The sequence below is a fragment of the Vibrio sp. 10N.222.54.A3 genome (assembly GCF_041474095.1).
GTDB classification, from domain to species: domain Bacteria; phylum Pseudomonadota; class Gammaproteobacteria; order Enterobacterales; family Vibrionaceae; genus Vibrio; species Vibrio crassostreae_C.
Genome location: NZ_JBFRTN010000024.1, coordinates 72,667 through 93,009, shown reverse-complemented (window position 1 = coordinate 93,009; position 20,343 = coordinate 72,667). Strand labels below are relative to the sequence as shown.

Annotated in this window: 17 protein-coding genes; 5 read left to right on the top strand and 12 right to left on the bottom strand. The window is 42.8% G+C overall.

Translation table 11 applies throughout. The features are described 5' to 3' along the window. Window positions 1-25 precede the first annotated feature (25 nt). Window positions 26-745, top strand: coding sequence for a purine-nucleoside phosphorylase (deoD, locus tag AB4507_RS07530; RefSeq protein ID WP_017063285.1), 720 nt, complete (start codon window positions 26-28; stop codon window positions 743-745). Window positions 746-872: 127 nt separating this feature from the next. Here deoD and AB4507_RS07525 read toward each other — a convergent pair whose 3' ends face one another. Continuing rightward, on the bottom strand, window positions 873-1,484 hold the full coding sequence (locus AB4507_RS07525) for a YtjB family periplasmic protein (protein WP_076655999.1): 612 nt from the start codon (window positions 1,482-1,484) through the stop codon (window positions 873-875). A 109-nt stretch (window positions 1,485-1,593) separates the two neighbouring features. On the opposite strand from AB4507_RS07525, the gene serB reads away from it, so the two are divergent. Next, complete coding sequence (gene serB, locus AB4507_RS07520) at window positions 1,594-2,574, top strand: phosphoserine phosphatase (protein WP_017058828.1); 981 nt, start codon at window positions 1,594-1,596, stop codon at window positions 2,572-2,574. Window positions 2,575-2,696: 122 nt separating this feature from the next. On the opposite strand, the gene AB4507_RS07515 is transcribed toward serB, so the two are convergent. Beyond that, on the bottom strand, window positions 2,697-5,042 hold the full coding sequence (locus AB4507_RS07515) for a PilZ domain-containing protein (RefSeq protein WP_017066978.1): 2,346 nt from the start codon (window positions 5,040-5,042) through the stop codon (window positions 2,697-2,699). A gap of 161 nt (window positions 5,043-5,203) precedes the next feature. On the opposite strand from AB4507_RS07515, the gene radA reads away from it, so the two are divergent. Both radA and fusA read left to right on the top strand, forming a co-directional pair. After that, entirely contained in the window at window positions 5,204-6,583 is a 1,380-nt protein-coding gene (radA, locus tag AB4507_RS07510) for a DNA repair protein RadA (RefSeq protein ID WP_372182475.1), read from the top strand. 234 nt (window positions 6,584-6,817) lie between these two features. Next, complete coding sequence (gene fusA, locus AB4507_RS07505; RefSeq protein WP_017058825.1) at window positions 6,818-8,905, top strand: elongation factor G; 2,088 nt, start codon at window positions 6,818-6,820, stop codon at window positions 8,903-8,905. 232 nt (window positions 8,906-9,137) lie between these two features. On the opposite strand, the gene AB4507_RS07500 is transcribed toward fusA, so the two are convergent. The 7 genes from AB4507_RS07500 to AB4507_RS07470 form a co-directional block, all read right to left on the bottom strand. Then, the gene (locus AB4507_RS07500; protein ID WP_102319911.1) at window positions 9,138-9,992 is read right to left on the bottom strand and encodes a hypothetical protein; all 855 of its coding nucleotides are present in this window, start codon (window positions 9,990-9,992) and stop codon (window positions 9,138-9,140) included. Window positions 9,993-9,995: 3 nt separating this feature from the next. Further along, complete coding sequence (locus AB4507_RS07495) at window positions 9,996-12,386, bottom strand: fimbria/pilus outer membrane usher protein (RefSeq protein WP_372054892.1); 2,391 nt, start codon at window positions 12,384-12,386, stop codon at window positions 9,996-9,998. 10 nt (window positions 12,387-12,396) lie between these two features. After that, entirely contained in the window at window positions 12,397-13,077 is a 681-nt protein-coding gene (locus AB4507_RS07490; RefSeq protein ID WP_102319913.1) for a molecular chaperone, read from the bottom strand. An 88-nt stretch (window positions 13,078-13,165) separates the two neighbouring features. Next, window positions 13,166-13,750, bottom strand: coding sequence for a hypothetical protein (locus tag AB4507_RS07485; protein WP_372054894.1), 585 nt, complete (start codon window positions 13,748-13,750; stop codon window positions 13,166-13,168). 171 nt (window positions 13,751-13,921) lie between these two features. After that, window positions 13,922-14,560 (bottom strand): response regulator transcription factor, encoded by a 639-nt coding sequence (locus tag AB4507_RS07480; RefSeq protein ID WP_102319915.1) that lies wholly within the window; start codon window positions 14,558-14,560, stop codon window positions 13,922-13,924. A gap of 237 nt (window positions 14,561-14,797) precedes the next feature. Then, window positions 14,798-15,013, bottom strand: coding sequence for a VF530 family DNA-binding protein (locus AB4507_RS07475; RefSeq protein ID WP_102319916.1), 216 nt, complete (start codon window positions 15,011-15,013; stop codon window positions 14,798-14,800). 45 nt (window positions 15,014-15,058) lie between these two features. Further along, complete coding sequence (locus tag AB4507_RS07470; RefSeq protein WP_372128579.1) at window positions 15,059-16,009, bottom strand: LysR substrate-binding domain-containing protein; 951 nt, start codon at window positions 16,007-16,009, stop codon at window positions 15,059-15,061. A 103-nt stretch (window positions 16,010-16,112) separates the two neighbouring features. On the opposite strand from AB4507_RS07470, the gene AB4507_RS07465 reads away from it, so the two are divergent. Beyond that, on the top strand, window positions 16,113-16,319 hold the full coding sequence (locus AB4507_RS07465; protein ID WP_065584040.1) for a DUF1127 domain-containing protein: 207 nt from the start codon (window positions 16,113-16,115) through the stop codon (window positions 16,317-16,319). Between the two features lie 130 nt (window positions 16,320-16,449). Here the strand turns inward: AB4507_RS07465 and AB4507_RS07460 are convergent, their stop codons facing one another. The 3 genes from AB4507_RS07460 to AB4507_RS07450 all read right to left on the bottom strand — a co-directional run bounded on the left by AB4507_RS07460 (window position 16,450) and on the right by AB4507_RS07450 (window position 20,219). Further along, on the bottom strand, window positions 16,450-17,355 hold the full coding sequence (locus AB4507_RS07460; RefSeq protein WP_372074603.1) for a LysR substrate-binding domain-containing protein: 906 nt from the start codon (window positions 17,353-17,355) through the stop codon (window positions 16,450-16,452). 338 nt (window positions 17,356-17,693) lie between these two features. Next, a complete protein-coding gene (locus AB4507_RS07455; RefSeq protein ID WP_372182474.1) occupies window positions 17,694-19,382 on the bottom strand; it encodes an AMP-binding protein in 1,689 nt (562 codons plus the stop codon). Window positions 19,383-19,475: 93 nt separating this feature from the next. Beyond that, the gene (locus tag AB4507_RS07450) at window positions 19,476-20,219 is read right to left on the bottom strand and encodes a helix-turn-helix domain-containing protein (protein ID WP_372182472.1); all 744 of its coding nucleotides are present in this window, start codon (window positions 20,217-20,219) and stop codon (window positions 19,476-19,478) included. Window positions 20,220-20,343: the final 124 nt, after the last annotated feature.

The following is a 20,343-nucleotide window of genomic DNA, read 5'->3' as shown; positions in this document are numbered from 1 at the left end:
TGTTTTGAGATTAAGGATATTTTCAATGGCTACTCCACATATTAATGCTGAAATGGGTGATTTCGCTGACGTAGTTTTAATGCCAGGCGACCCGCTACGTGCTAAATACATCGCTGAAACCTTCTTAGAAGAAGTGGTTCAAGTGTGCGACGTTCGCAACATGTTTGGTTACACCGGTACTTACAAAGGTCGTAAGGTTTCGGTAATGGGACACGGTATGGGCATTCCATCTTGTTCTATTTACGCGACTGAGCTTATCAAAGACTTTGGTGTGAAGAAGATCATTCGTGTGGGCAGTTGTGGTGCAGTGAGCGAAGATATCAAAGTGCGTGATGTGGTGATCGGCATGGGCGCATGTACTGACTCTAAAGTGAACCGTATTCGCTTTAAAGATCATGACTTTGCGGCGATTGCGGATTACAAAATGGTGCGCGCGGCAGAAGATGCAGCCAAAGCTCTCGGTGTCGGCGTAAAAGTCGGTAACCTGTTCTCGGCTGAGCTGTTCTACACGCCAGATCCAGAGATGTTCGAAGTAATGGACAAATACGGCATTGTTGGCGTAGAGATGGAAGCGGCTGGCATCTATGGTGTATGTGCTGAATACGGCGCAAAAGCTCTAACGATCTGTACTGTTTCTGACCATATCAAGACTGGTGAGCAAACGACATCAGATGAACGTCAAACGACTTTCAACGACATGATGGTTATCGCACTAGACTCAGTGTTGCTTGGTGACCAAGAATAATCTTGATTTGTCTTAGCTTGATAAGTGAACAGATAACAAAAAGCCCCGTTGCTGCCTGAGCGTCGGGGCTTTTTATTGGATTGCTGTACTTATTCTGAGTCTAGTATTTATTGTCAGCCTAGTGTGTTTATGAGCTTACATTTTTCAATAGTAAGTTCTCACCAGACTTAGTTGGTCTTCTGCGAATCAGCATGATGAACAACACGCCACTCACAAACCCCATCAACACCATACCGATCATGTAGCGATCACTTTTGCGGTAGTGGTGATCAGAAATCGCCGTCATCTTACCGGTTTCAAAAGTCACTCGAATAAAGCCGATGATCGTTTTCTCTGGAGAATAAATAGGTTCAACTAACTGTTGTCTGCCGATACTTGCTGTTGAAAGTGGTGTATCTAAGCCAAGAACCTCACGTACCGAGAGGGCTTTTTCGCTCGAAGCCAGTCGAATACCCTCTGCATCATAGATGGTGGTATCGAACACCAGTCGGTCTTGAGATAGCTGGTTAGTCAGATCAAGCAATCGCTCTTGGTCTTGTTGCGTGATCATCTTGCTGGCTGAAAGTGATGCCTGAGAGATAAGCAGCTTGGTAAGAGTTTCCAACTGTTTTGCTTGGATCTTCTCGTTACCTTTACTGATCACGACCGTATTTTTAATCGTTACAACGAACATGGTAGCCAACAAAATGAGGGCTAGCATTCGTAAAGCGTTACGTATTGAGAACAATGATTCATTCATGTTTCACGAAGCCTGAAATAAACAAATGTTATGATTAAGACATATTGAGACTTGCGTTTTCAAATTGCAATAGGTTAACGTTTAGCATAGTTAATTAGGAATCATACACATGGACGCTCAGAAATATCTGCCGATAAAAAGGCATACCACATTATTAACTCGACTCCCCGAGACTCGTTTCGCTTCTCAACTCGCTAAATCCAAGGCCAATTGGATTGTGTTTGGTGAGTACCTATCTCCACAATCTTTCGATGACATCGACTTTTTCACTGGCACTTACAACACCATCCTCGATACGTGGAAGGTTGGGCATTATGAAGTGGCTTTGATGTCAGGCAATCTAACGCCAGCACACGAAGAAATCCTCCAAGCGCTAAAGCTTGATTATGCTTGCCTTAGCGAGGTCCCAGACTTATCTAAGCCAGGTTTGATCGTGATGGATATGGATTCCACAGCGATTCAAATTGAATGCATCGATGAGATTGCCAAGCTAGCTGGAGTGGGAGAGTTAGTCTCTGAAATCACAGAACGAGCAATGCAAGGCGAGCTCGACTTTGAACAGAGCCTACGCCAGCGAGTAGGAGCACTGAAAGGTGCGGATGAATCGATATTAGAGCAAGTGCGTCAGTCATTGCCATTCATGCCAGACTTGGTCGGGCTGGTGAATACTCTAAATAAGCTTGGCTGGAAAACGGCGATTGCATCAGGCGGTTTTACTTACTTCTCTGACTACCTGAAAGATACCCTTGATCTAGACCATGCTCAATCAAACACGCTTGAGATCGTCAACGGTAAGTTGACGGGTGAAGTCTTAGGCGATGTTGTTTCGGCGCAGACCAAAGCGGATATCTTGGTAGAGTTGGCTGAAGAGTACGAATTGGAACTACATAATACCGTTGCCGTTGGTGATGGTGCCAATGACTTGGTGATGATGGGCTCTGCAGGTTTAGGCATTGCCTACCACGCAAAACCAAAAGTAGAGCAGCAAGCTCAAACTGCTGTTCGTTACGCAGGTTTAGGCGGTGTGCTGTGTATCTTGTCGGGTGTATTGGCTAAGCAACAGAAGATCAGCTGGCAAGCGAAACCTTAGGGGCTCTACCTAAGTGCTATTGGCTATGTATCTTATTTAGCAATAGTGGCTCAGACACAAAAAAAGCAGGCTATCAGCCTGCTTTTTCAATTTTCATGCTTAAGTTAATACGCCACTCGAGGCTAGCGTGTTAGCTCCAATCGAATCAGCACTTCATCGGTAATGTCCTCTATCTCGCCATAACCGATAAACGCCGTCACCTCATTCTCTAGCTTCTTAGCTTGATGCATACTGATGCGTGAAAGCTCTTCTAAATCCGACTGGAATAAACTCGTTAGCGGATTAAAGATAGGTGCCGTGGTGACTCGCAATACATACACATCACCTAAGTGCTGTGCTTTCTTGATGAATAAGATGCGTTCCTTTGCTGAGGCGAAGTCTTTGACCAACTTGGTGTGTACCGACTGGATTTTGTCGCCAAACTTCACTGCAGCAATGTACACGTCATGATGCTTAGGCTCCGCACCTTCAATTCTTTTTAGTGGCTCAGCCAACAGTGAGTTGGTGTGACCCTTGAAGATTGGCTCGAGTGAGAACTTTTGGTTGTGACCAAGTTTAGCAAGTAACGTTAGATGCTTATTCAGTGGGAAATTCACACCAATGATCTTACAGCGCAGCGTTGAACTTGGCTTATCAATGAATATTGGGTTACTGACCATCTTGCTCAACAAAATGTTGTGCAGTGATTCGAGTAGCGAATGTGTTGGCAATATCTCTTGCTTCTTAATCAGCTTACTTTGGTTTTGATCGATAAGCCCATTAAGGAAAGCGATGGTACGCATTGTCTTGGCGTTCTCGGCAATAACCAACTGCACGTTGCGACCATTCGGACTCACTCGAATTACGTGGTAAGGCACTGTGCTCAGTGGCAGGTTCTTGTCATAGAGCTGCAGTTCATTGAAGTTCACTAATACCGGATCATTAATCTTGAGTACCATTGGGTGTTCAAGGCTAATGCTCAGTCCACGCTTCGAAATATCTAAGGTGTGTCCGTTCGCCGCTGCGCCATCTTGTGATGTAAGTTGCAACGGTGACTTAAATTGGTATCTAGGCTCTTTACGACGAGTCTGAGAGTCAAAGTAGATGCTTTGAATATTGCCGACGACAGTACGCGGGTGACGGAAGCGGTTCAATTCACTGCTTGGAATGCGTGGCTTTTCACTCAGAAGATAGTCCGCCGCACTTTCGTGATCGCCAATCTCTTGCAAGATTCCGCAATGCGTCAGTTGAGCTGAGCTTTGAGCCAGCGTATCCGAGTGTTTAGCTAATGCTTGTCGCTCAGTGTCTGAAAGTTCGAAAACCGAGAACTTGAACGCCTTCCAACTTTTACGTTTGCCACCGATGTGCCAGAACAGCTGTCTTTGTTCACGAGAGGCTTCAGGCAGCATCATTGAATAGAACAAGGTCTTGTTTTGGTGTTCATGGGTAAAAGAGTAGATAACGTTACTGGTTCCCTTCACTCCTGGTTTCGCCAACAGGTTCATACGTTGCTCGTTGAACAGGGTACCCAGCGCTTGTTGATTTCGTTCGTCGTGCCAATATTGCCATAATGGATGGTTGTTATCCGTCAGTAGGGCAAGCTTTAGTTCGCTGCCGCTGAAAAACAGGGGTAGGTTACAAGTATGCTTTAGATAGGTATGTTCGATTCCTCTAGTACGAGTTCGAATAATCCTATCTTGATTCTCATGGCTGGTTTTCTTACTGGTGCTATTTAAAGACTCATCGAGTAAGCGAGCCACAATATTGTTGTCGCTTACCTTGATGGTTCTTAGAAATTTGACCGCGTTGTTCTCATAAGATTCGTCGATACCCAAAACACGAAATTCAACCGCTTGGTTAACATCGTTTTCTTGGGACTTTTCGATAAGCTCTGAGAACTTAACGCTGATGATCTCGCCGAGGTTGTATCGAAAGGCGCTCGGTACTTTGAACTTTGCACCCGACGGGGAGATATCAACCGTTACACCATGTAGGCTTTGCCCTTTCGATGTGGTGATCTCGACCTGCGAGCTAATCTTGAGTCTGTTCTCTTGGCGTTTTAAGTCGTAACCTAGGTTAATAGCTTCCGCTTCGTACGGGCTATTGGCGCTAGTAATGTCGTGGTTACCTTGAGAAGATGTTTTAACAACGCTCAGAGGCTGAGTTCGCGGAGTCATTACTAACTCCCATGCGCCTTCTGTGTAACCTTTAAACTTTTTCGTACCACGTTGATATGCGTTTAAAGCGATATCATCGAGCCAGTGCTTACGGCCATCGAGAGTGAACTGACGACACTCATTATCAATACGCCCGCGTAAATCAATGCTCTTTGTACACGGAGCCATGATACGATTCAGTTCCATTTTAACCAACAGTTTTAGAGACGGAGATTCGCCTTCTGTCATTTGAGAAAGAAGGAATTCGAAATCTTCGGCGTGGTAGGCCGGGATAAGACGTTCTGCTACAGATAGAATTTCAGATTGCTGCATACTTTTCTTGTTAGAATGGACGGTGCATTTATGTTATCGACTAGTTTAAATCGATCTTTAAGTATAAGTGGTATGACTGCAACGTTTATTTTCACCCGTACGGTCAAATAAGTCACAAATTGACAACATCATTGTGTAACTGAGTAAATTATTGAGGTTTTATGGCTAAGGCAAAACGAGCTTATGTGTGTAATGACTGTGGTGCTGACTTTCCACGTTGGCAGGGGCAGTGCAACGCATGTGGTGCTTGGAACACGATTACAGAAGTTAGGTTAGCCGCTTCACCTCAAGTAGCGCGCAATGAAAGATTATCTGGTTATGCAGGTGCAGTAACAGAATCGAGCGTTCAGACATTATCTGAAATTAATCTACAAGAAGTACCACGCTTTAGTAGTGGCTTTAAAGAGCTAGACCGCGTACTTGGTGGTGGTGTCGTACCGGGTGCTGCGATCCTGATTGGTGGTAACCCGGGTGCCGGTAAATCAACGCTGCTATTACAAACCATGTGTCAGCTTTCTTCTCAATTACCGACTCTCTATGTAACCGGGGAAGAATCTCTGCAACAAGTCGCGATGCGTGCGTCTCGACTTGGATTGCCAAAAGAGTACCTAAAGATGCTCTCAGAAACGAACGTGGATAAGATTTGTCAGGTTGCAGAAAAAGAACAACCTAAGATCATGGTTATCGACTCGATCCAAGTTATGCACGTTGCGGATGTTCAATCTTCTCCGGGCAGTGTTGCACAGGTTCGTGAATCGGCAACCGCATTAACGCGCTACGCAAAACAGAATAACGTTGCTGTGTTCTTAGTTGGACACGTAACTAAAGACGGCACCTTAGCAGGGCCAAAAGTACTTGAGCACATTATTGACTGTTCTGTTTTATTAGATGGCGGAACCGATAGCCGTTTTAGAACGCTACGCAGCCACAAAAACCGTTTTGGTGCAGTGAATGAACTGGGTGTGTTTGCGATGACAGGCCAAGGGCTAAAAGAAGTCAGCAACCCATCCGCTATCTTCTTGTCTCGTGGTGAAGAAGAAACCTCGGGCAGTTCTGTCATGGTGGTGTGGGAAGGGACGCGTCCACTTCTTGTCGAAATCCAAGCGCTGGTGGATTATTCACAGCTGGCTAACCCACGTCGCGTCGCTGTCGGCCTAGAGCAAAACAGGCTTTCTTTGTTATTAGCGGTGCTGCATAAACACGGCGGCTTACAAATGGCTGACCAAGATGTGTTTGTGAATGTCGTCGGTGGTGTTAAAGTAACCGAAACCAGTGCTGATCTTGCGTTGGTGATGGCTCTACTTTCTAGTTTCAGAGACCGCGCATTACCAAAAGATGTGGTGGTATTTGGAGAAGTAGGCCTAGCGGGTGAGATTCGACCTGTACCGAGCGGACAAGAGCGTTTAAATGAAGCATTTAAACACGGCTTTAAGAAAGCGATTGTACCGGCGGCTAACATGCCTAAAGGTGGCATTCCAGGAATGCAGATCCACGGTGTGAAAAAATTATCGGAAGCAATTAATGCTTTTGATGAGTTGTAATTGAACTCACTTCAGCTACTCTATACAGCAGCAATTCAGCCTAACCTTAACGCCGATTAGGCTTTAGGTTAGCACTATAATTAACAATCATTTAGATTGTTACTACTGAGTGCCTTTTTCTATATGTTAGAAAAAGGCAAAGTTTTTTAGTCCCAAATGCATGCAAAGCTATCAGTCTTCACAGATTGTGATATACTCTGCGCGCATTTTATATCCTATTAACAGAGTAAGACAATGGCAGATTTATCGAAATACAGAAACATTGGTATTTTCGCGCACGTTGATGCGGGTAAAACAACTACCACTGAGCGTATCCTTAAGCTAACTGGTCAAATCCACAAGACTGGTGAAGTACATGATGGCGAATCAACGACTGACTTCATGGAACAGGAAGCTGAGCGCGGTATTACTATCCAATCAGCAGCTGTAAGCTGTTTTTGGAACGATCACCGTCTAAACGTTATCGATACTCCTGGACACGTTGACTTCACAGTTGAAGTATACCGTTCTCTTAAAGTTCTTGATGGCGGTATCGGTGTATTCTGTGGTTCTGGTGGTGTTGAACCTCAATCAGAAACTAACTGGCGCTACGCTAACGAATCAGAAGTATCTCGTCTGATCTTCGTTAACAAACTAGACCGTATGGGTGCAGACTTCTACAACGTTGTTGACCAAGTTAAAAACGTTCTAGGTGCAACTCCTCTAGTAATGGTTCTACCAATCGGCCGTGAAGACGAGTTCGTTGGTGTTGTAGACCTACTAAGCCGTAAAGCATACGTTTGGGATGACACTGGTCTTCCTGAAAACTACGAAATCAAAGATGTTCCAGCGGACATGGTTGATGACGTTGAGCAATACCGTGAAGAGCTAATCGAAACTGCTGTAGAGCAAGACGATGACCTAATGGAAGCTTACATGGAAGGTGAAGAGCCTTCTATTGAAGACGTTAAGCGTTGTATCCGTAAAGGTACTCGTGATATCGCATTCTTCCCAACGTTCTGTGGTTCTGCGTTCAAGAACAAAGGTATGCAACTTATCCTTGATGCTGTAGTAGATTACCTACCAGCACCAACTGAAGTTGACCCTCAGCCTCTAATGGATGAGAACGGTGAAGAAACTGGCGAACACGCTATCGTTTCTACAGATGAGACTTTCAAAGCGCTTGCATTCAAAATCATGGATGACCGCTTCGGTGCTCTAACTTTCGTTCGTATTTACTCTGGTAAACTGAACAAAGGTGACACGATTCTTAACTCATTCACTGGCAAGACTGAACGTGTTGGCCGTATGGTTGAGATGCAAGCTGATGACCGTAACGAACTAACTAGCGCACAAGCTGGTGACATCATTGCGATCGTTGGTATGAAGAACGTGCAAACTGGTCACACTCTATGTGATCCTAAGCACCAAGTAACGCTTGAGCCAATGGTATTCCCAACTCCAGTAATCTCAATCGCTGTATCTCCAAAAGATAAAGGCGGTTCTGAGAAAATGGGTATCGCGATCGGTAAAATGGTTGCAGAAGATCCATCTTTCCAAGTTGAGACTGACGAAGAGACTGGCGAAACTATCCTGAAAGGTATGGGTGAACTTCACCTAGACATCAAGGTAGATATCCTTAAGCGTACATACGGCGTTGACCTAACTGTAGGTGCTCCTCAAGTTGCTTACCGTGAAACTATCACTCAAGCAATTGAAGATAGCTACACGCACAAGAAGCAATCTGGTGGTTCTGGTCAATTCGGTAAGATCGATTACCGTATCAAACCAGGCGAAGCAGGTTCTGGCTTCAAGTTCAACTCTGTAGTTGTGGGCGGTAACGTTCCTAAAGAATTCTGGCCTGCAGTTGAGAAAGGCTTCGCATCTATGATGGAAAACGGCGTACTAGCTGGCTTCCCAACTCTAGACGTTGAAGTTGAACTTTTCGATGGTGGTTTCCACGCAGTCGATTCATCTGCTATCGCATTTGAAATCGCAGCGAAAGGCGCATTCCGTCAATCTATGCCTAAAGCTGGCGCGCAACTTCTTGAGCCAATCATGAACGTTGACGTGTTCACTCCAGACGATCACGTTGGTGATGTTATCGGTGACCTTAACCGTCGTCGTGGCATGATCAAAGATCAACAAGCTGGCGTTACTGGTGTTCGTATTAAAGCTGACGTACCTCTTTCTGAGATGTTCGGCTACATCGGTCACCTACGTACTATCACTTCTGGTCGTGGCCAATTCTCTATGGAATTCGCACAATACGCACCATGTCCAACTAACGTTGCTGACGAAGTGATTGCAAAAGTTAAAGCAGAAAAAGAAGCTGGTAAGTAATTAGCCCTTTTCTCAATTAGCTAAAAAAGCCCCGCAAGTGAAAGCTTGCGGGGCTTTTTATTTTCAACAAAACTAATTCTGCTCTCTTATCTTAAGTGCTTATATCCAAAAACTTAAAGTTACAGTGATGCATTAATTTCTTTTCATAGGATAGTGGTAGAGCCATATACGGTGTTCGTTAATATTTTTAGCTGTCCACTGACTAAACCGTAGGTTTCTTCATCACGTGTATCTATGGCATAGCTTTAACTTCAACCGTTATCGTATCTTGATATTTACCAGCTCTCGCAAAGTCTATGTTACCTAGCATTACTTCAAGGGGGAGCCCCCAACGCTTGGTTTCATCATTGTTTGAGAAGGTATAAACTGACTTCCGGTTTACCAAAGCATTATTAAATCGCAACGTATATGGGATCGAGATATTGGGTTCCGACTTCTGCTTTAACTCTCCATATTTTTGCTTTACAACTAACCTTACATTCGAGTTTGAAAGAAGATCAAAATCAGAACGGTAGGTGCGGTTAGATTCAAGATCACCAAGTTGGAAGCGATAACCTGAGCTCCCTGAACGTTGAACGTGTGGCGCATTTGGCACTGAGTTGAAAGCTACAAACGCTGGGACTTTGAGTTTAACTTTGGCATTTTTGGTCTCTTGCTTTCTATCTAAGGAAATAGAGGCTTCAAGAAGTCCGTTATAGTTACCAGATGCTGCTACTTTAGCTTCTGGTACCTTTATCCAAAACTTCGTCCTTTGGCTATTATCCAGAGGTAGTTGAAAACCTTTGCTAGGAAAGTGACTCAATTGACGGAAGTTCTTGTCCAGAATAGTAAGGGGCAAATTCGTTCCAATTGAACTTAAGTAGCTAGATTGTTTATTGTTGACCGATACTATGGCCATTGGGAATCGACAGTTCTGAATATCACGTGACAACTCTAAATAAACAGGAATATAAGCGCCTAAATCTCGCTTAAATTCAACATTGCTTCTGTCGATGTTTAGCATCCACTTGCCATTGCATTCGGCGGCCCAAATTGGTTGAGATAACATGGCTAAACCGAACACTGAGATCTTTAGAAAGTGTTTCATGGTTTATCCCTCTTTAATAAGTAAAGTTGGTAGATAAATCAGGTTGTCATTGATTTCTGGGACGTTCAATTTTGTTGGGCTAAAGCCATCTATGACGATGGTGTAGTTGCCCGGTGCAACGCCTTCCACAACGAACCTGCCTGATCGATTAGTGAAAAATTCATACGTTTTCTGTTGTCCAACCAACTGACCTTGGAAGAGCTTTAATGGTTTTTCTTGTCCGATCTCAATTTTACCAATGATGGTTTTCGATGCTGCCGATCCGATTTTTATTAGATGGCCTGTTTGTGATCCTGGCGTAATGCTGTACTCGTGGTCGCCAAAGTCATAACCTATCGGTGCGTCTGGCACATCAATGTAGATACTGGACAATTGGTGCCCTCCAGACAACTGAACGGCATTACTAATAGTATAGGTAGATATTGCTTCTGCAGGATCATCTGCAACCGCATTAATTTCTACATCAGCATCTAACGAGTTATGAACGGCAATAATTGCCACTGGACCATTGATGGGACGTGACCAAGCTAAGTTACCGTCAGCCAGGGTAAGCGCTGTACTTGCTCGTAAAGAAGCGGTTTGGTAGTTTGCTGAGTTATCAAATGCTAGGTGAGAAACCTTAGCATCTGTGATAAAACGGTTTGCCACATAATTACCCTCGAAAGAGTAAGTTTGAGAGTCGCTCTCGCCTTCAGCAGTCATCGCATAGCCATAACTGCCCGTATAGTCCTCTGATGGGCGTTGAAATTGAGCTCGATAGGTATCTGGTTCGTTGGAGTAGGATATATTTGCATTGTATTCTCCATTGTCAGAGTTCCAGTCCCAATCTGCTGAAAAAGTAAAACGGGTTTCGTCAATGTTTTCATTTGGGTTATCTTCTTTCTCTATACCAGCAGAGAGTGATATATTATAAAATTGCCAAGCAACTTCAGTAGAAGCCTGCCATTGCACTTCAGCCTCTTCAAAATCACGATAGTCACCGCTCAGGATTAAACTAAGGTTATCCGTAATACTGAAAACGTAGTTTGAAAAGACACGAAGTCCAGTACTCGCATCTGCAATCTGCCAGGGTAGTGCAAAATAATTATCCTGGTATTCACTACCAAGGCGAAAGTTTGGGGAGCCATAACTGTCTGTTCCCCATAGTTGATGGGAATAATCTAAGCTGTAGATGCTACCTGTATCGTTATTGGGCTTGTTGTTTTGTGCTGAAGCTCTAACGCCTAAATTCCCCCAATCAGAACCTATTGTTGCAATCACGCCTAGTTGCTGTCCTTCAGGGTGATACAAAGCGTTTGCACCGGCTGTTAAGGTATCGCTAATACCATAGTCATAATAACCAGAAGTTACCCATTGCTCGTCGTCATACTTAAAGTTGTTATCTTCAATCGTCGACGTTAAACCAGAGTAGAATCCAAAATCTGAAATACCTTCGCGTAACAAACGCGAGTTAAAGAACTGGCTATAAACGATGGTATCGGTTCGACCTGATTGATAACTAATATCCAACCGAACATCATTGGTACCAGAAACGAGAGGCAAGTCGTCTAGTGTATATCGACCTGGAGGTAAGCGAATTTCAGTGAGAAAAACGTCGTTAATATAGACTTCTATATCAGCACTCTCATTCAGTACCAGTGGTTGAGTTCCGCCATTTTGGATATTCCGGGTAGGTTGTAAGTCTTGGTACAAACGTTCAAAAGCAAGTCCACCGAGAGGTGTACTAGGAAGGTGTCCGGCACTTGCTTGGGTTACATCGCCAAAGGTAAGTCGAAAAGGGGTTGTCGGTTCATCGAAGAAAAGACGAGCTTCGCCACGATAGACGTCAGAGTTGATATCGTTACCACCAGTAACAAAACCGGAAATGTCAATATTAGCGCCTCGAACGCCGCCAATATTGGTTTTTAATAACCATTCACCAAGCCACGTTTGGGTGTCCTCTGTATTAGAGTCGTTAAACAAGGAGTAGTCAGTACTGGCATTTAATGTATTTTGCATTGTCCAAAAAGCGCTTTCTGAGTATTGGGCGGGTTCATATTTGCTACCAAACGAAAGCAAAAACTCAGCAGCAGCGGTTTCATCAATAACTAGGTTAATATTTTGATCGGAGGAATTGAAGGTTGCACTGATACCCATATGGTTCAGTTGTTCTATCGTAATGTACTCTTCGGAGAAATTTCGTAGCGCCACCAATGTCTCAGGGTTGATCAGCTTTTCAGTTGCCTGCACAAGCTGTTCTACGTTAATGGATCCAACAGTCATACCATCAGAATACGCATTTACTTCGCCGATAGTGTTTTCCCCCCAAGTTACTGGGAATGGGAACAACCAACTTTGCGCGAGCGCGGTTTGTATAACAGTAATGAGAGTGAGACATAAAATGAGATTTTTCATGAAAACCTCACTAGTCTATTGTTTTAACAGAAACTTTCTCTGGCTGCCCTAATTCACTTGGTAAGGTGTACTTGACGGTTGTTCCTGGCATTAAGTAAGCGCTTGTCTTTTTACTTAATACTTCCCAATCGACCGTTTTGTTTGCTTTGTCACCAGAGAAGCTGAACTCCATACCATTCATGTTCAGTACTCGTTTGCCATCGTTACGGATAGCAACCTGGCGATTTTGGAGTGTAGTAGTTGGAATTGATTTACTGGATGTGGGAGAGACAAAAACCAAAGTCGCAAACTCTAATAACATGGAAATAGAACTGTCGTCATCTTCCTCAATTTGATTTTCTAGTTCAATTTGCGAAAAGACGATACGGTAGGTGACGGTTTGTTTTATAGGTCCTGTTGGCATGTAACGTACGCGGAAAGTCTGAGATTTTTGCCCGTCAATTTTAGCTTGAGGTGGAAGGACGAGAAACTCATCTTCCGATGGTGTTAAAATTTCTTCGCCAGTAGAAAAATCAGTTTGATAGACATTTACTTCTAAGAGGATTGGTTCTTCTTCCACATTAGTCACTTTATACAAGCCTTGTGCATTTCGACCAACATCATCAAGTTCTAGATAGATTGGGCTGACTTCGTACGCGAAAAGGGCTGAGCTGAACAATAAAGAAAATAGAAGAGTTATAATCCTAGTCATTGATATTTCTCCATAAAATAAACTTGGCTCGAGAACCGAGCCAAGTTTCTTGCCTAAAAGACATTATCCATAAAGCGTCATTCGGTTATTAGCTTGCTGGACCTGCTGCAGCAAGACTCACTTTGATTTTACCTTTATATTTACCTGCTCGTGCAAAGCCTGAATCTTCAGGTTGTACATAAATTGGATGCTTGTTGATTTTGTTCACCAAGTGTTCGCCCAATGATGGAATTGGCGACGCCGTTACCTCCATGCCATGGTCGTTTTCGGTGTTCGCCACCGTATCTGAACCAATTTTCACTGCGTAGTTAATTTTTTCACTCATATTGTGCTTGGTTACGCCGTTTAGCTGGTAAGCTGTTACTGAAAACTCCAAATCAGTTCCGTAGTTACACCATGCACGCAAGTTACCTACCAAAACTTCCTTATTGTTGAAGCCATTGGACCATGAATCCTCGTGCACTTTGTTCGCTTTGCGTAGAACGTTATTCTTCACATCTTTCTTACCTATTCGCAGTAGACAGCGTTTTGGAACTCGGCCTTCAATTCGAATCGTTTTTTGGTCCGTGTTACTCAGTGTCGTAAAGTCCACAGCATTATTAAATTGAACCGCAGAAGCGCCAAAAGAAAGTGAAGCGGCTGCTACAGCAGTAGCAAGAAGTAACTTTTTCATAACTCAATCCCTCGTTAGTTAAGATGCATATCTGTGCATCGCCTCTAAAGACTACGAGGGAACGGTTAGTCAAACCTCATCACATGGAGTGAAAAATATCGTTTGCATAGGGTGAGTTTAGAATGAGTTTTGTCATAATTCATTTTTCTTTTGATTTAACCTTGTTGCTACCTAGTTAGCGCTTTTTACTTGAGCAAGAAGTTCATATCTCGATCGTAAGTTTAATTTACGAAGTAAGTTTGATGAGTGAGTTTTCACTGTATTGATACTGACGTGCTGCTGAGATGCAATCTGAGAGTTTGAAAGCCCCTTTAGCATCAATGTGCAGGTATCCCTTTCCTTTTTAGTTAACTCTTTGTAATTGATTATATTTTCGCAAGCTGATTCATAATTAGGCTCATTGCTTTGATAGGAAGAAACCAGCTTATTTAACACTGACCTTGGGAACCATATATCTTCTTGATAAACAGATAAAATTGCTTTCGATATAAACTCAAAGTGCTGACCGACTTGCCCTGAAAAGCCTTTCTCTAGCCATACTGTAGAGGTATTGTCATTCACATTGACTGCTAACCAAAATTCGTTTCGTTCATGTAGGATAAATCCGTATCTTTTGGGGCATGGCATTGTTTGAATATCAAATAAAACAACCGTTTCAGGTTCGAGTTTCGGTACTTGCACAAAGCATTGGGAATGAGTGATTTGCGCGCTAGGAATAGATACCGAAAGTAGGTCTTTTATCACCCTATAGTATGAATTATTGCGGGTAAGGACATGAATGTCTAACGCGAGTTCAGAATCAACTTCCATGATTGACCTCTCTATTTACTCATACACAAAATCTTTATTAATCGCTAGGTTAATGGGGAGTTATCCCACTGTCTCTGGTTCAATAATATTAGTATTGATTGAGCATTATTCAATGGAATGGATGTGCTATTTGTTTTAATTATTGATTTTCAAAGGAAAATAATAAAATTGAATGGAATGCGCACCAATGGGTTCATACTTTAGTACCGTAAATGGTGCGTTTGTTAAAGGTAGGGACTAGCTAGTTTTTAGTTGGATGTAGATTTGCTCTACCTTGGTACGTGCCCAATCTGTTTTACGCAAAAACTTTAAGCTCGATTTAATGCTTGGGTCTTTTTTAAAGCAGTTGATGTTCACCATGTAACTCAACTCTTCCCAACCGTAATGTTCAACCAATTCAGTCAGTAGCTTCTGTAGCGTGATACCGTGAAGTGGATTATTGTCTTGTGTCATGAGATGTTCTCGCCATTTATTTGAGCTAAGTATACCAGTTTCGCCTTATGAATTATCCGACCATTTGAGTTCGTAGTCGGTGTGGATAATCGAAAGCTCTTCTCTACCTGTATTACCAAATAATTTAACCTGATTCTGCATCCATTCTTCGAAACGTTTTATCTTTTCTCGATGAAAGTAACCTGGAGGCGCACACAAAAAATAATTGTACTTAGGCTTCAGCGCGATGTTTCCGATTCGCACCAATTTCTTTTCTTGTAAATAGCGGTATACCAAGCTGTGCTTAACAAGCGCGACACCTTGAACGGATAGCGCACATTCTAACACAAAATGAGAGCCATCAAATTGCAGTGATGTTCGGCCAGCTTTTACCCCTGCGACTTGTAACCAGAGATTCCAATCCATATCAGGCCAACGGTCTTCAATAAGTTCCGCTTTATGCAGATCGTCGATGTCATAGATACCATGTTTCTCTTGATAAATAGGGTGGCAAACCGGGTAAATGACCTCGTCCATCAACCAACGTGATTCGATGTTTGGGTAGTCTCCATGACCGTATCGAACGCAGATATCGACATTAGAATCTTCAAATGTGACTAGCTTATTGGTCGGCTCAATTAGCATGGATAGATCAGGGTGGCGATCGCGAAAGTCGCCAATTCTTGGTACGAGCCAATGCTGAGCAAAGGAAGGCACGGTAGAGATCGACAGTTGAGTGGGGTTAGGATCTTGGTTGATTCGTCTCACCCCATCTTGAATATGAGCAAAGCCTTTCTTCGCTTGCAGGTAAAGCACTTCACCTTCATGGGTTAATACTATTTTTCGGTGCTGGCGAATAAACAGATCTGCGCCTAACCACTCTTCAAGTTGGCGAATTTGTTGGCTGACTGCTGCAGCCGTGACAAATAGCTTTTGTGCGGCGAGTTTAAAACTGCCTGTTTCTGCCGCCGTGTAAAAATAGTAGATCCCTTGGAATGGTGGAGTGCGTTCTCTCACATTAGTTTTCCTTAACTGAATGCCAGTATCTATCGTTTGTCGATGTTGCTCTACTGGTCGATTATTGACCATAACAAAGCAAAAGATCAACAGGAGAAAGGCTATGAATACGATCACAGCAACAGCAAATACCAACCATTCATTTTTATCATCATTATCAATTAAGAAATTCTATTCTAAATTAGACCTGTACTTTCAAAATCGTAGAACCAGAAAGCAACTGTCTGAGCTACCCGATTATTTACTGAGAGATATTGGGATTACGTCGGAACAAGTCGAGAAAGAACTGAAGAAGTCATTTTGGGAGTGATTCAAGGCAGCGTAGCTTTTAACTCGACGTTGCTTTAACTCAACATAGTTTTGTCGGTGTCGGGACGTTTACGTTACCGTTCTATGTTGAGTTAGGTTGATGGTTTATATAAAGAAGTGAGAGATGAGATTTAACTCTCCAATAGCTCGTTTACTTCTTCGTGCAACCAATTGGTGAACGCGGTAATGCGCTCTTCTCTCGGGGAGTTAGGATCAAAGCATAGGTTTACTTGAACACCAGGTGTCATGCCAATATTAAAGGGCTTCACTAACAAGCCGCGTTCGATGAAGTCACCAGCCAAGCTGTCTGTTGCCAAGCAAACCCCATGCCCTGCCATGACCGTGGTTAGCCCCATATCAAAGGTTCCTACTTCCATCCACTGAATGGTGCTGCTTTGAGTCGATATGTTTGCTTGCCTAAACCATTCCTCCCACGGGAAACAACCGCTATCAAACTGAATCAGCCAACATTTGAGGAGTTGTTCAGGTGATGTGAAGTTCAAAGAGTTTGCGAGTTCAGGGGAGCAAAAAGGGTAAACCGGTTCGTTGATTAGCATCTCGAGAGTTAAGCCTTCTTCAACACACAGATCTTCGCCCTGCAGAATAGCCACGTCAATCTCACCATGTTTTAAATTTGGGGTGTCAGACCCTGTGAGCACCTTAATTGGGATCTCTGGGTGTTTTACCGAGAACTTCCACAGCCTAGGCAGCAACCAACGAGAAGCAAAAGAAGGGGGACTTCTAACAACAAGCAACCCTTGAATAGGTTCTGATTGGATCTTGTTTAACCCCAGCAGAACCTCTTGAAATCCATCAGAGACATGTCTAAAAAGTGTGTGCCCTTCATGTGTCAAAGTCATTGCACGCCCCTTACGAATAAAGAGCTTACATCCAACCTGTTCTTCTAACTGTCGAATCTTCTGGCTGACTGCTGCCTGAGTGACGAACAGCTCTTCAGCCGCTTTACTGTAATTGCTCAAGCGTGCTGCAACTTCAAAGTAACGGAGGCCTGAAAGGTGACGCAGTCTATTGTCCATAATCTCAGTTTATAGTTCTTGTTAATAATGATTGTTCGCTTATCGAACAGGTTGTTTTCATAATAGCGATAAATAAACAGGGAATACAAGAGAGAGAACATGAAAGCAATAACCTGCTGGGTCGGTATATTTGTTACTCAGGTACTTAAAATCAATGATAATACTAAGGTGAGGAAGCCGACTAAATCTAGACAAGTTGTTTGCTTGGAATCGTTAAGTCATCGAATGAGAAAGGATGTCGGCTTAGATTACGAGAGTAGTGATGCTGCGGATTATACTAAGTACTTATAATGTGAGCTTACAAAAAAGGAGCCATAATGGCTCCCTCTCGATTTTAATTATTCTTCCCAAACCACCAATTTATCTTTCGGCCAGTTATGACCGACTTCATGGTATTTCTGCTCTAGTACATGGCGTTTGATCTTGAGTGTTGGTGTTAACACGCCATTCTCAATGCTCCATGGTTCCTTAATCATCAATACACCTTTGATCTTCTCGTGTGAACCAAGCTGCTCGTTCATTTTCTCGATAACGCGCTTTGTCGTTTTCTCATAGCGAGCTCGATCGAAATTAGGGAAGTCATGCGGTACCACAAGTAGGATTGGACCAGGTAGGCCAAGACCTATCAAACACATCATTTCTACGCGGCTGTACTCAAACAGTTTGTTTTCGATTGGTACAGGGGCAACAAACTTACCTTTAGCGGTTTTAAAGGTATCTTTCTTACGCCCACGAATCGTTAGGTAACCTTCACTATCGATATCACCGATATCACCGGTATGAAGCCAACCATCCGAGTTAAAAGACTCTTGGGTTGCAATATCATTCTTGTAGTAACCAGAGAATAAGCCTTTGCCTCGAACTAGAATCTCTTCATCTTCAGCTATTTTGAGTTCGATCCCTGGACCTGCATTACCAACCGTACCAATTTTATCGGCTCTGAATGGGTAATTGAGCGTGCTGTAGGCGAAAGACTCTGTCATGCCCCATGCCTCGGTAATGTGCAGGCCAACGCTCTCATACCATGCGAGTAGAGCAGGTGATACAGGGGCAGAACCACATCCAAGAACGCGAGCTTGGTCTAACCCTAAGCCATCAGCAAGTTTCTTCTTAATGATGTTGTTGATAAACGGAATCTTCAGTAAGAAGTTCAGTTTCTTCTGTGGCAATTTGTCTTGGATTCGCTGCTGGAACAGAGTCCATAAGCGAGGAACTGAAATAAACAGCGTAGGGCGATGCATTTTCACATCATCAATAAAGGTGTCTAAAGATTCAGGGAAAGCCGTAACCACGCCCCCCATTACTGAAGAACCAAAGATGTAAACGCGTTCTGTAATATGAGCAAGCGGTAGGTAAGAAAACAGGCGATCGCCAGGTTGGATCCCAATATGGTCAATCAACCTTTGAACAGACCAAGTAAACGCGCCGTAGGTGAGCATTGCGCCTTTTGGTAACCCTGATGTACCCGATGTATAAACAAGTGACATCAGCTTATCGTCGTGATGCTGAGGGCGTTTGGTTGATGGTTCATGTGTCTCAATGAGCTTCTCGAAAGTGTGTTGGCACTTCGCTGCGCTGTCGTATGGCAGTGAAATACTCACCAAGCTCGGATTGTCATCAAGTACTTTTTGAGTGGCTTTAGGATCGTCAAGCTTACCTGCAATCACAATTTTACATTCACTGTGTTCAATACAGTATTGAATGGTATCTGCACCCGCTGTAGGAAAGATTGGGACGCTGACAAAATCTCCTAACATCATGGCAAGATCGCAGATGAACCATTCTGCACAGTTTTTCGATACGAGAGCGACTCGATCGCCAGGTTGGGCTCCGAGTCCTTCTAATGCTGACGCTAATTTCAGTGCTTTGTCGGCTACTTCTTTATAAGTAAATTCGACAAATTGGCGGTTAATAATCTGTTTCAAATAGACTTCATCTGGGCGTTCTTCTGCCCATTTTAAAATCATGTCATTGGGTGTAGGGAGAGCTGTTGCTTGTTCTTGGCTAAACTCGTTAGGCTGAATCATTGTCTAACTCCATGTTTTTCGCTAAGTTATTTTTGGTTATTTTTGTTAAAATCATGTTAAATGTACCATGATTTTTTCTTTTAGGGAGTAAAATTAGCGTTTTCTGTTATCTGTGCAGGCACGTCTGTAGCTTGCAGGGGTTACGCCCGTCCTTTTCTTAAAAATTCTTGAAAAATACGACACATCCTTGTAGCCACATTGATAAGAAATTACAGCTATTTTTGATTCGGTATCCGCCTCAATCAACTTTTTGGCTAACAGTATTCGTTTATCGCACACAAAGTCTCTAAAGCTTACTCCAAAGTGTAGATGAAACTTTTTAGAAAAATAGGTTGCTGAACAGTGACATTTTTCAGCTATGTCCGTTTCTCTTATTTCCTTGTTAATGTTATCCATAACAAAATTAACAACTTCAGAAGTAAACTGCTTGGTCGGCTCCTGGTTGTTGCTATTCATGTCTCTATCGAGGTCGAAGTGTGCTTCAAAGATATGCTGTGTTTTACTCTTTAATTCTTCGAAGGCACTGGTCAGATGATTGTTACTCGTTTCTATAATGAAAAATATATTCTTATGATTTCGAATGATATTAGGTATCTCAAATGGAGAAATTAAAACTATCCGCTTGTTTAGGTTTTTACAAATAGATAATGCCATGGTAAGTAATTGAATTTCACTTTCTCTATTTAAAATGAAAAATACAATTCTTACATCTAAGTTACTGATAACTGATATATCTTGTTGAAAATTTTCCACAGGTAAGTAGCGACTAATTTTATTTATAATAATTGAATTAAACTCGCTATCTATATCTGATAGCAGTGGTGTTATTAATTTCATTTCTACTAAACCTGTATCATATATAAAGGGCCAGATGTGAAAATTTAGAAATAAGGGAGTTATTACAGAGATTAGAAGTACAACAAAAAAGTGCAAGTAAATGGCAAAAAAATCCTAACCGAAT

Bases quoted from the DNA above. Each gene is read 5' to 3' on its own strand.
- deoD (WP_017063285.1), top strand. From the start codon at position 26: ATGGCTACTCCACATATTAATGCTGAAATGGGTGATTTCGCTGACGTA.
- fusA (WP_017058825.1), top strand. From the start codon at position 6,818: ATGGCAGATTTATCGAAATACAGAAACATTGGTATTTTCGCGCACGTT.
- AB4507_RS07465 (WP_065584040.1), top strand. From the start codon at position 16,113: ATGAATACGATCACAGCAACAGCAAATACCAACCATTCATTTTTATCA.
- AB4507_RS07455 (WP_372182474.1), bottom strand. From the start codon at position 19,382: ATGATTCAGCCTAACGAGTTTAGCCAAGAACAAGCAACAGCTCTCCCT.
- AB4507_RS07490 (WP_102319913.1), bottom strand. From the start codon at position 13,077: ATGACTAGGATTATAACTCTTCTATTTTCTTTATTGTTCAGCTCAGCC.
- AB4507_RS07460 (WP_372074603.1), bottom strand. From the start codon at position 17,355: ATGGACAATAGACTGCGTCACCTTTCAGGCCTCCGTTACTTTGAAGTT.
- AB4507_RS07475 (WP_102319916.1), bottom strand. From the start codon at position 15,013: ATGACACAAGACAATAATCCACTTCACGGTATCACGCTACAGAAGCTA.
- AB4507_RS07485 (WP_372054894.1), bottom strand. From the start codon at position 13,750: ATGAAAAAGTTACTTCTTGCTACTGCTGTAGCAGCCGCTTCACTTTCT.
- AB4507_RS07480 (WP_102319915.1), bottom strand. From the start codon at position 14,560: ATGGAAGTTGATTCTGAACTCGCGTTAGACATTCATGTCCTTACCCGC.
- AB4507_RS07450 (WP_372182472.1), bottom strand. From the start codon at position 20,219: ATGAAATTAATAACACCACTGCTATCAGATATAGATAGCGAGTTTAAT.
- AB4507_RS07525 (WP_076655999.1), bottom strand. From the start codon at position 1,484: ATGAATGAATCATTGTTCTCAATACGTAACGCTTTACGAATGCTAGCC.
- serB (WP_017058828.1), top strand. From the start codon at position 1,594: ATGGACGCTCAGAAATATCTGCCGATAAAAAGGCATACCACATTATTA.
- radA (WP_372182475.1), top strand. From the start codon at position 5,204: ATGGCTAAGGCAAAACGAGCTTATGTGTGTAATGACTGTGGTGCTGAC.
- AB4507_RS07515 (WP_017066978.1), bottom strand. From the start codon at position 5,042: ATGCAGCAATCTGAAATTCTATCTGTAGCAGAACGTCTTATCCCGGCC.
- AB4507_RS07495 (WP_372054892.1), bottom strand. From the start codon at position 12,386: ATGAAAAATCTCATTTTATGTCTCACTCTCATTACTGTTATACAAACC.
- AB4507_RS07500 (WP_102319911.1), bottom strand. From the start codon at position 9,992: ATGAAACACTTTCTAAAGATCTCAGTGTTCGGTTTAGCCATGTTATCT.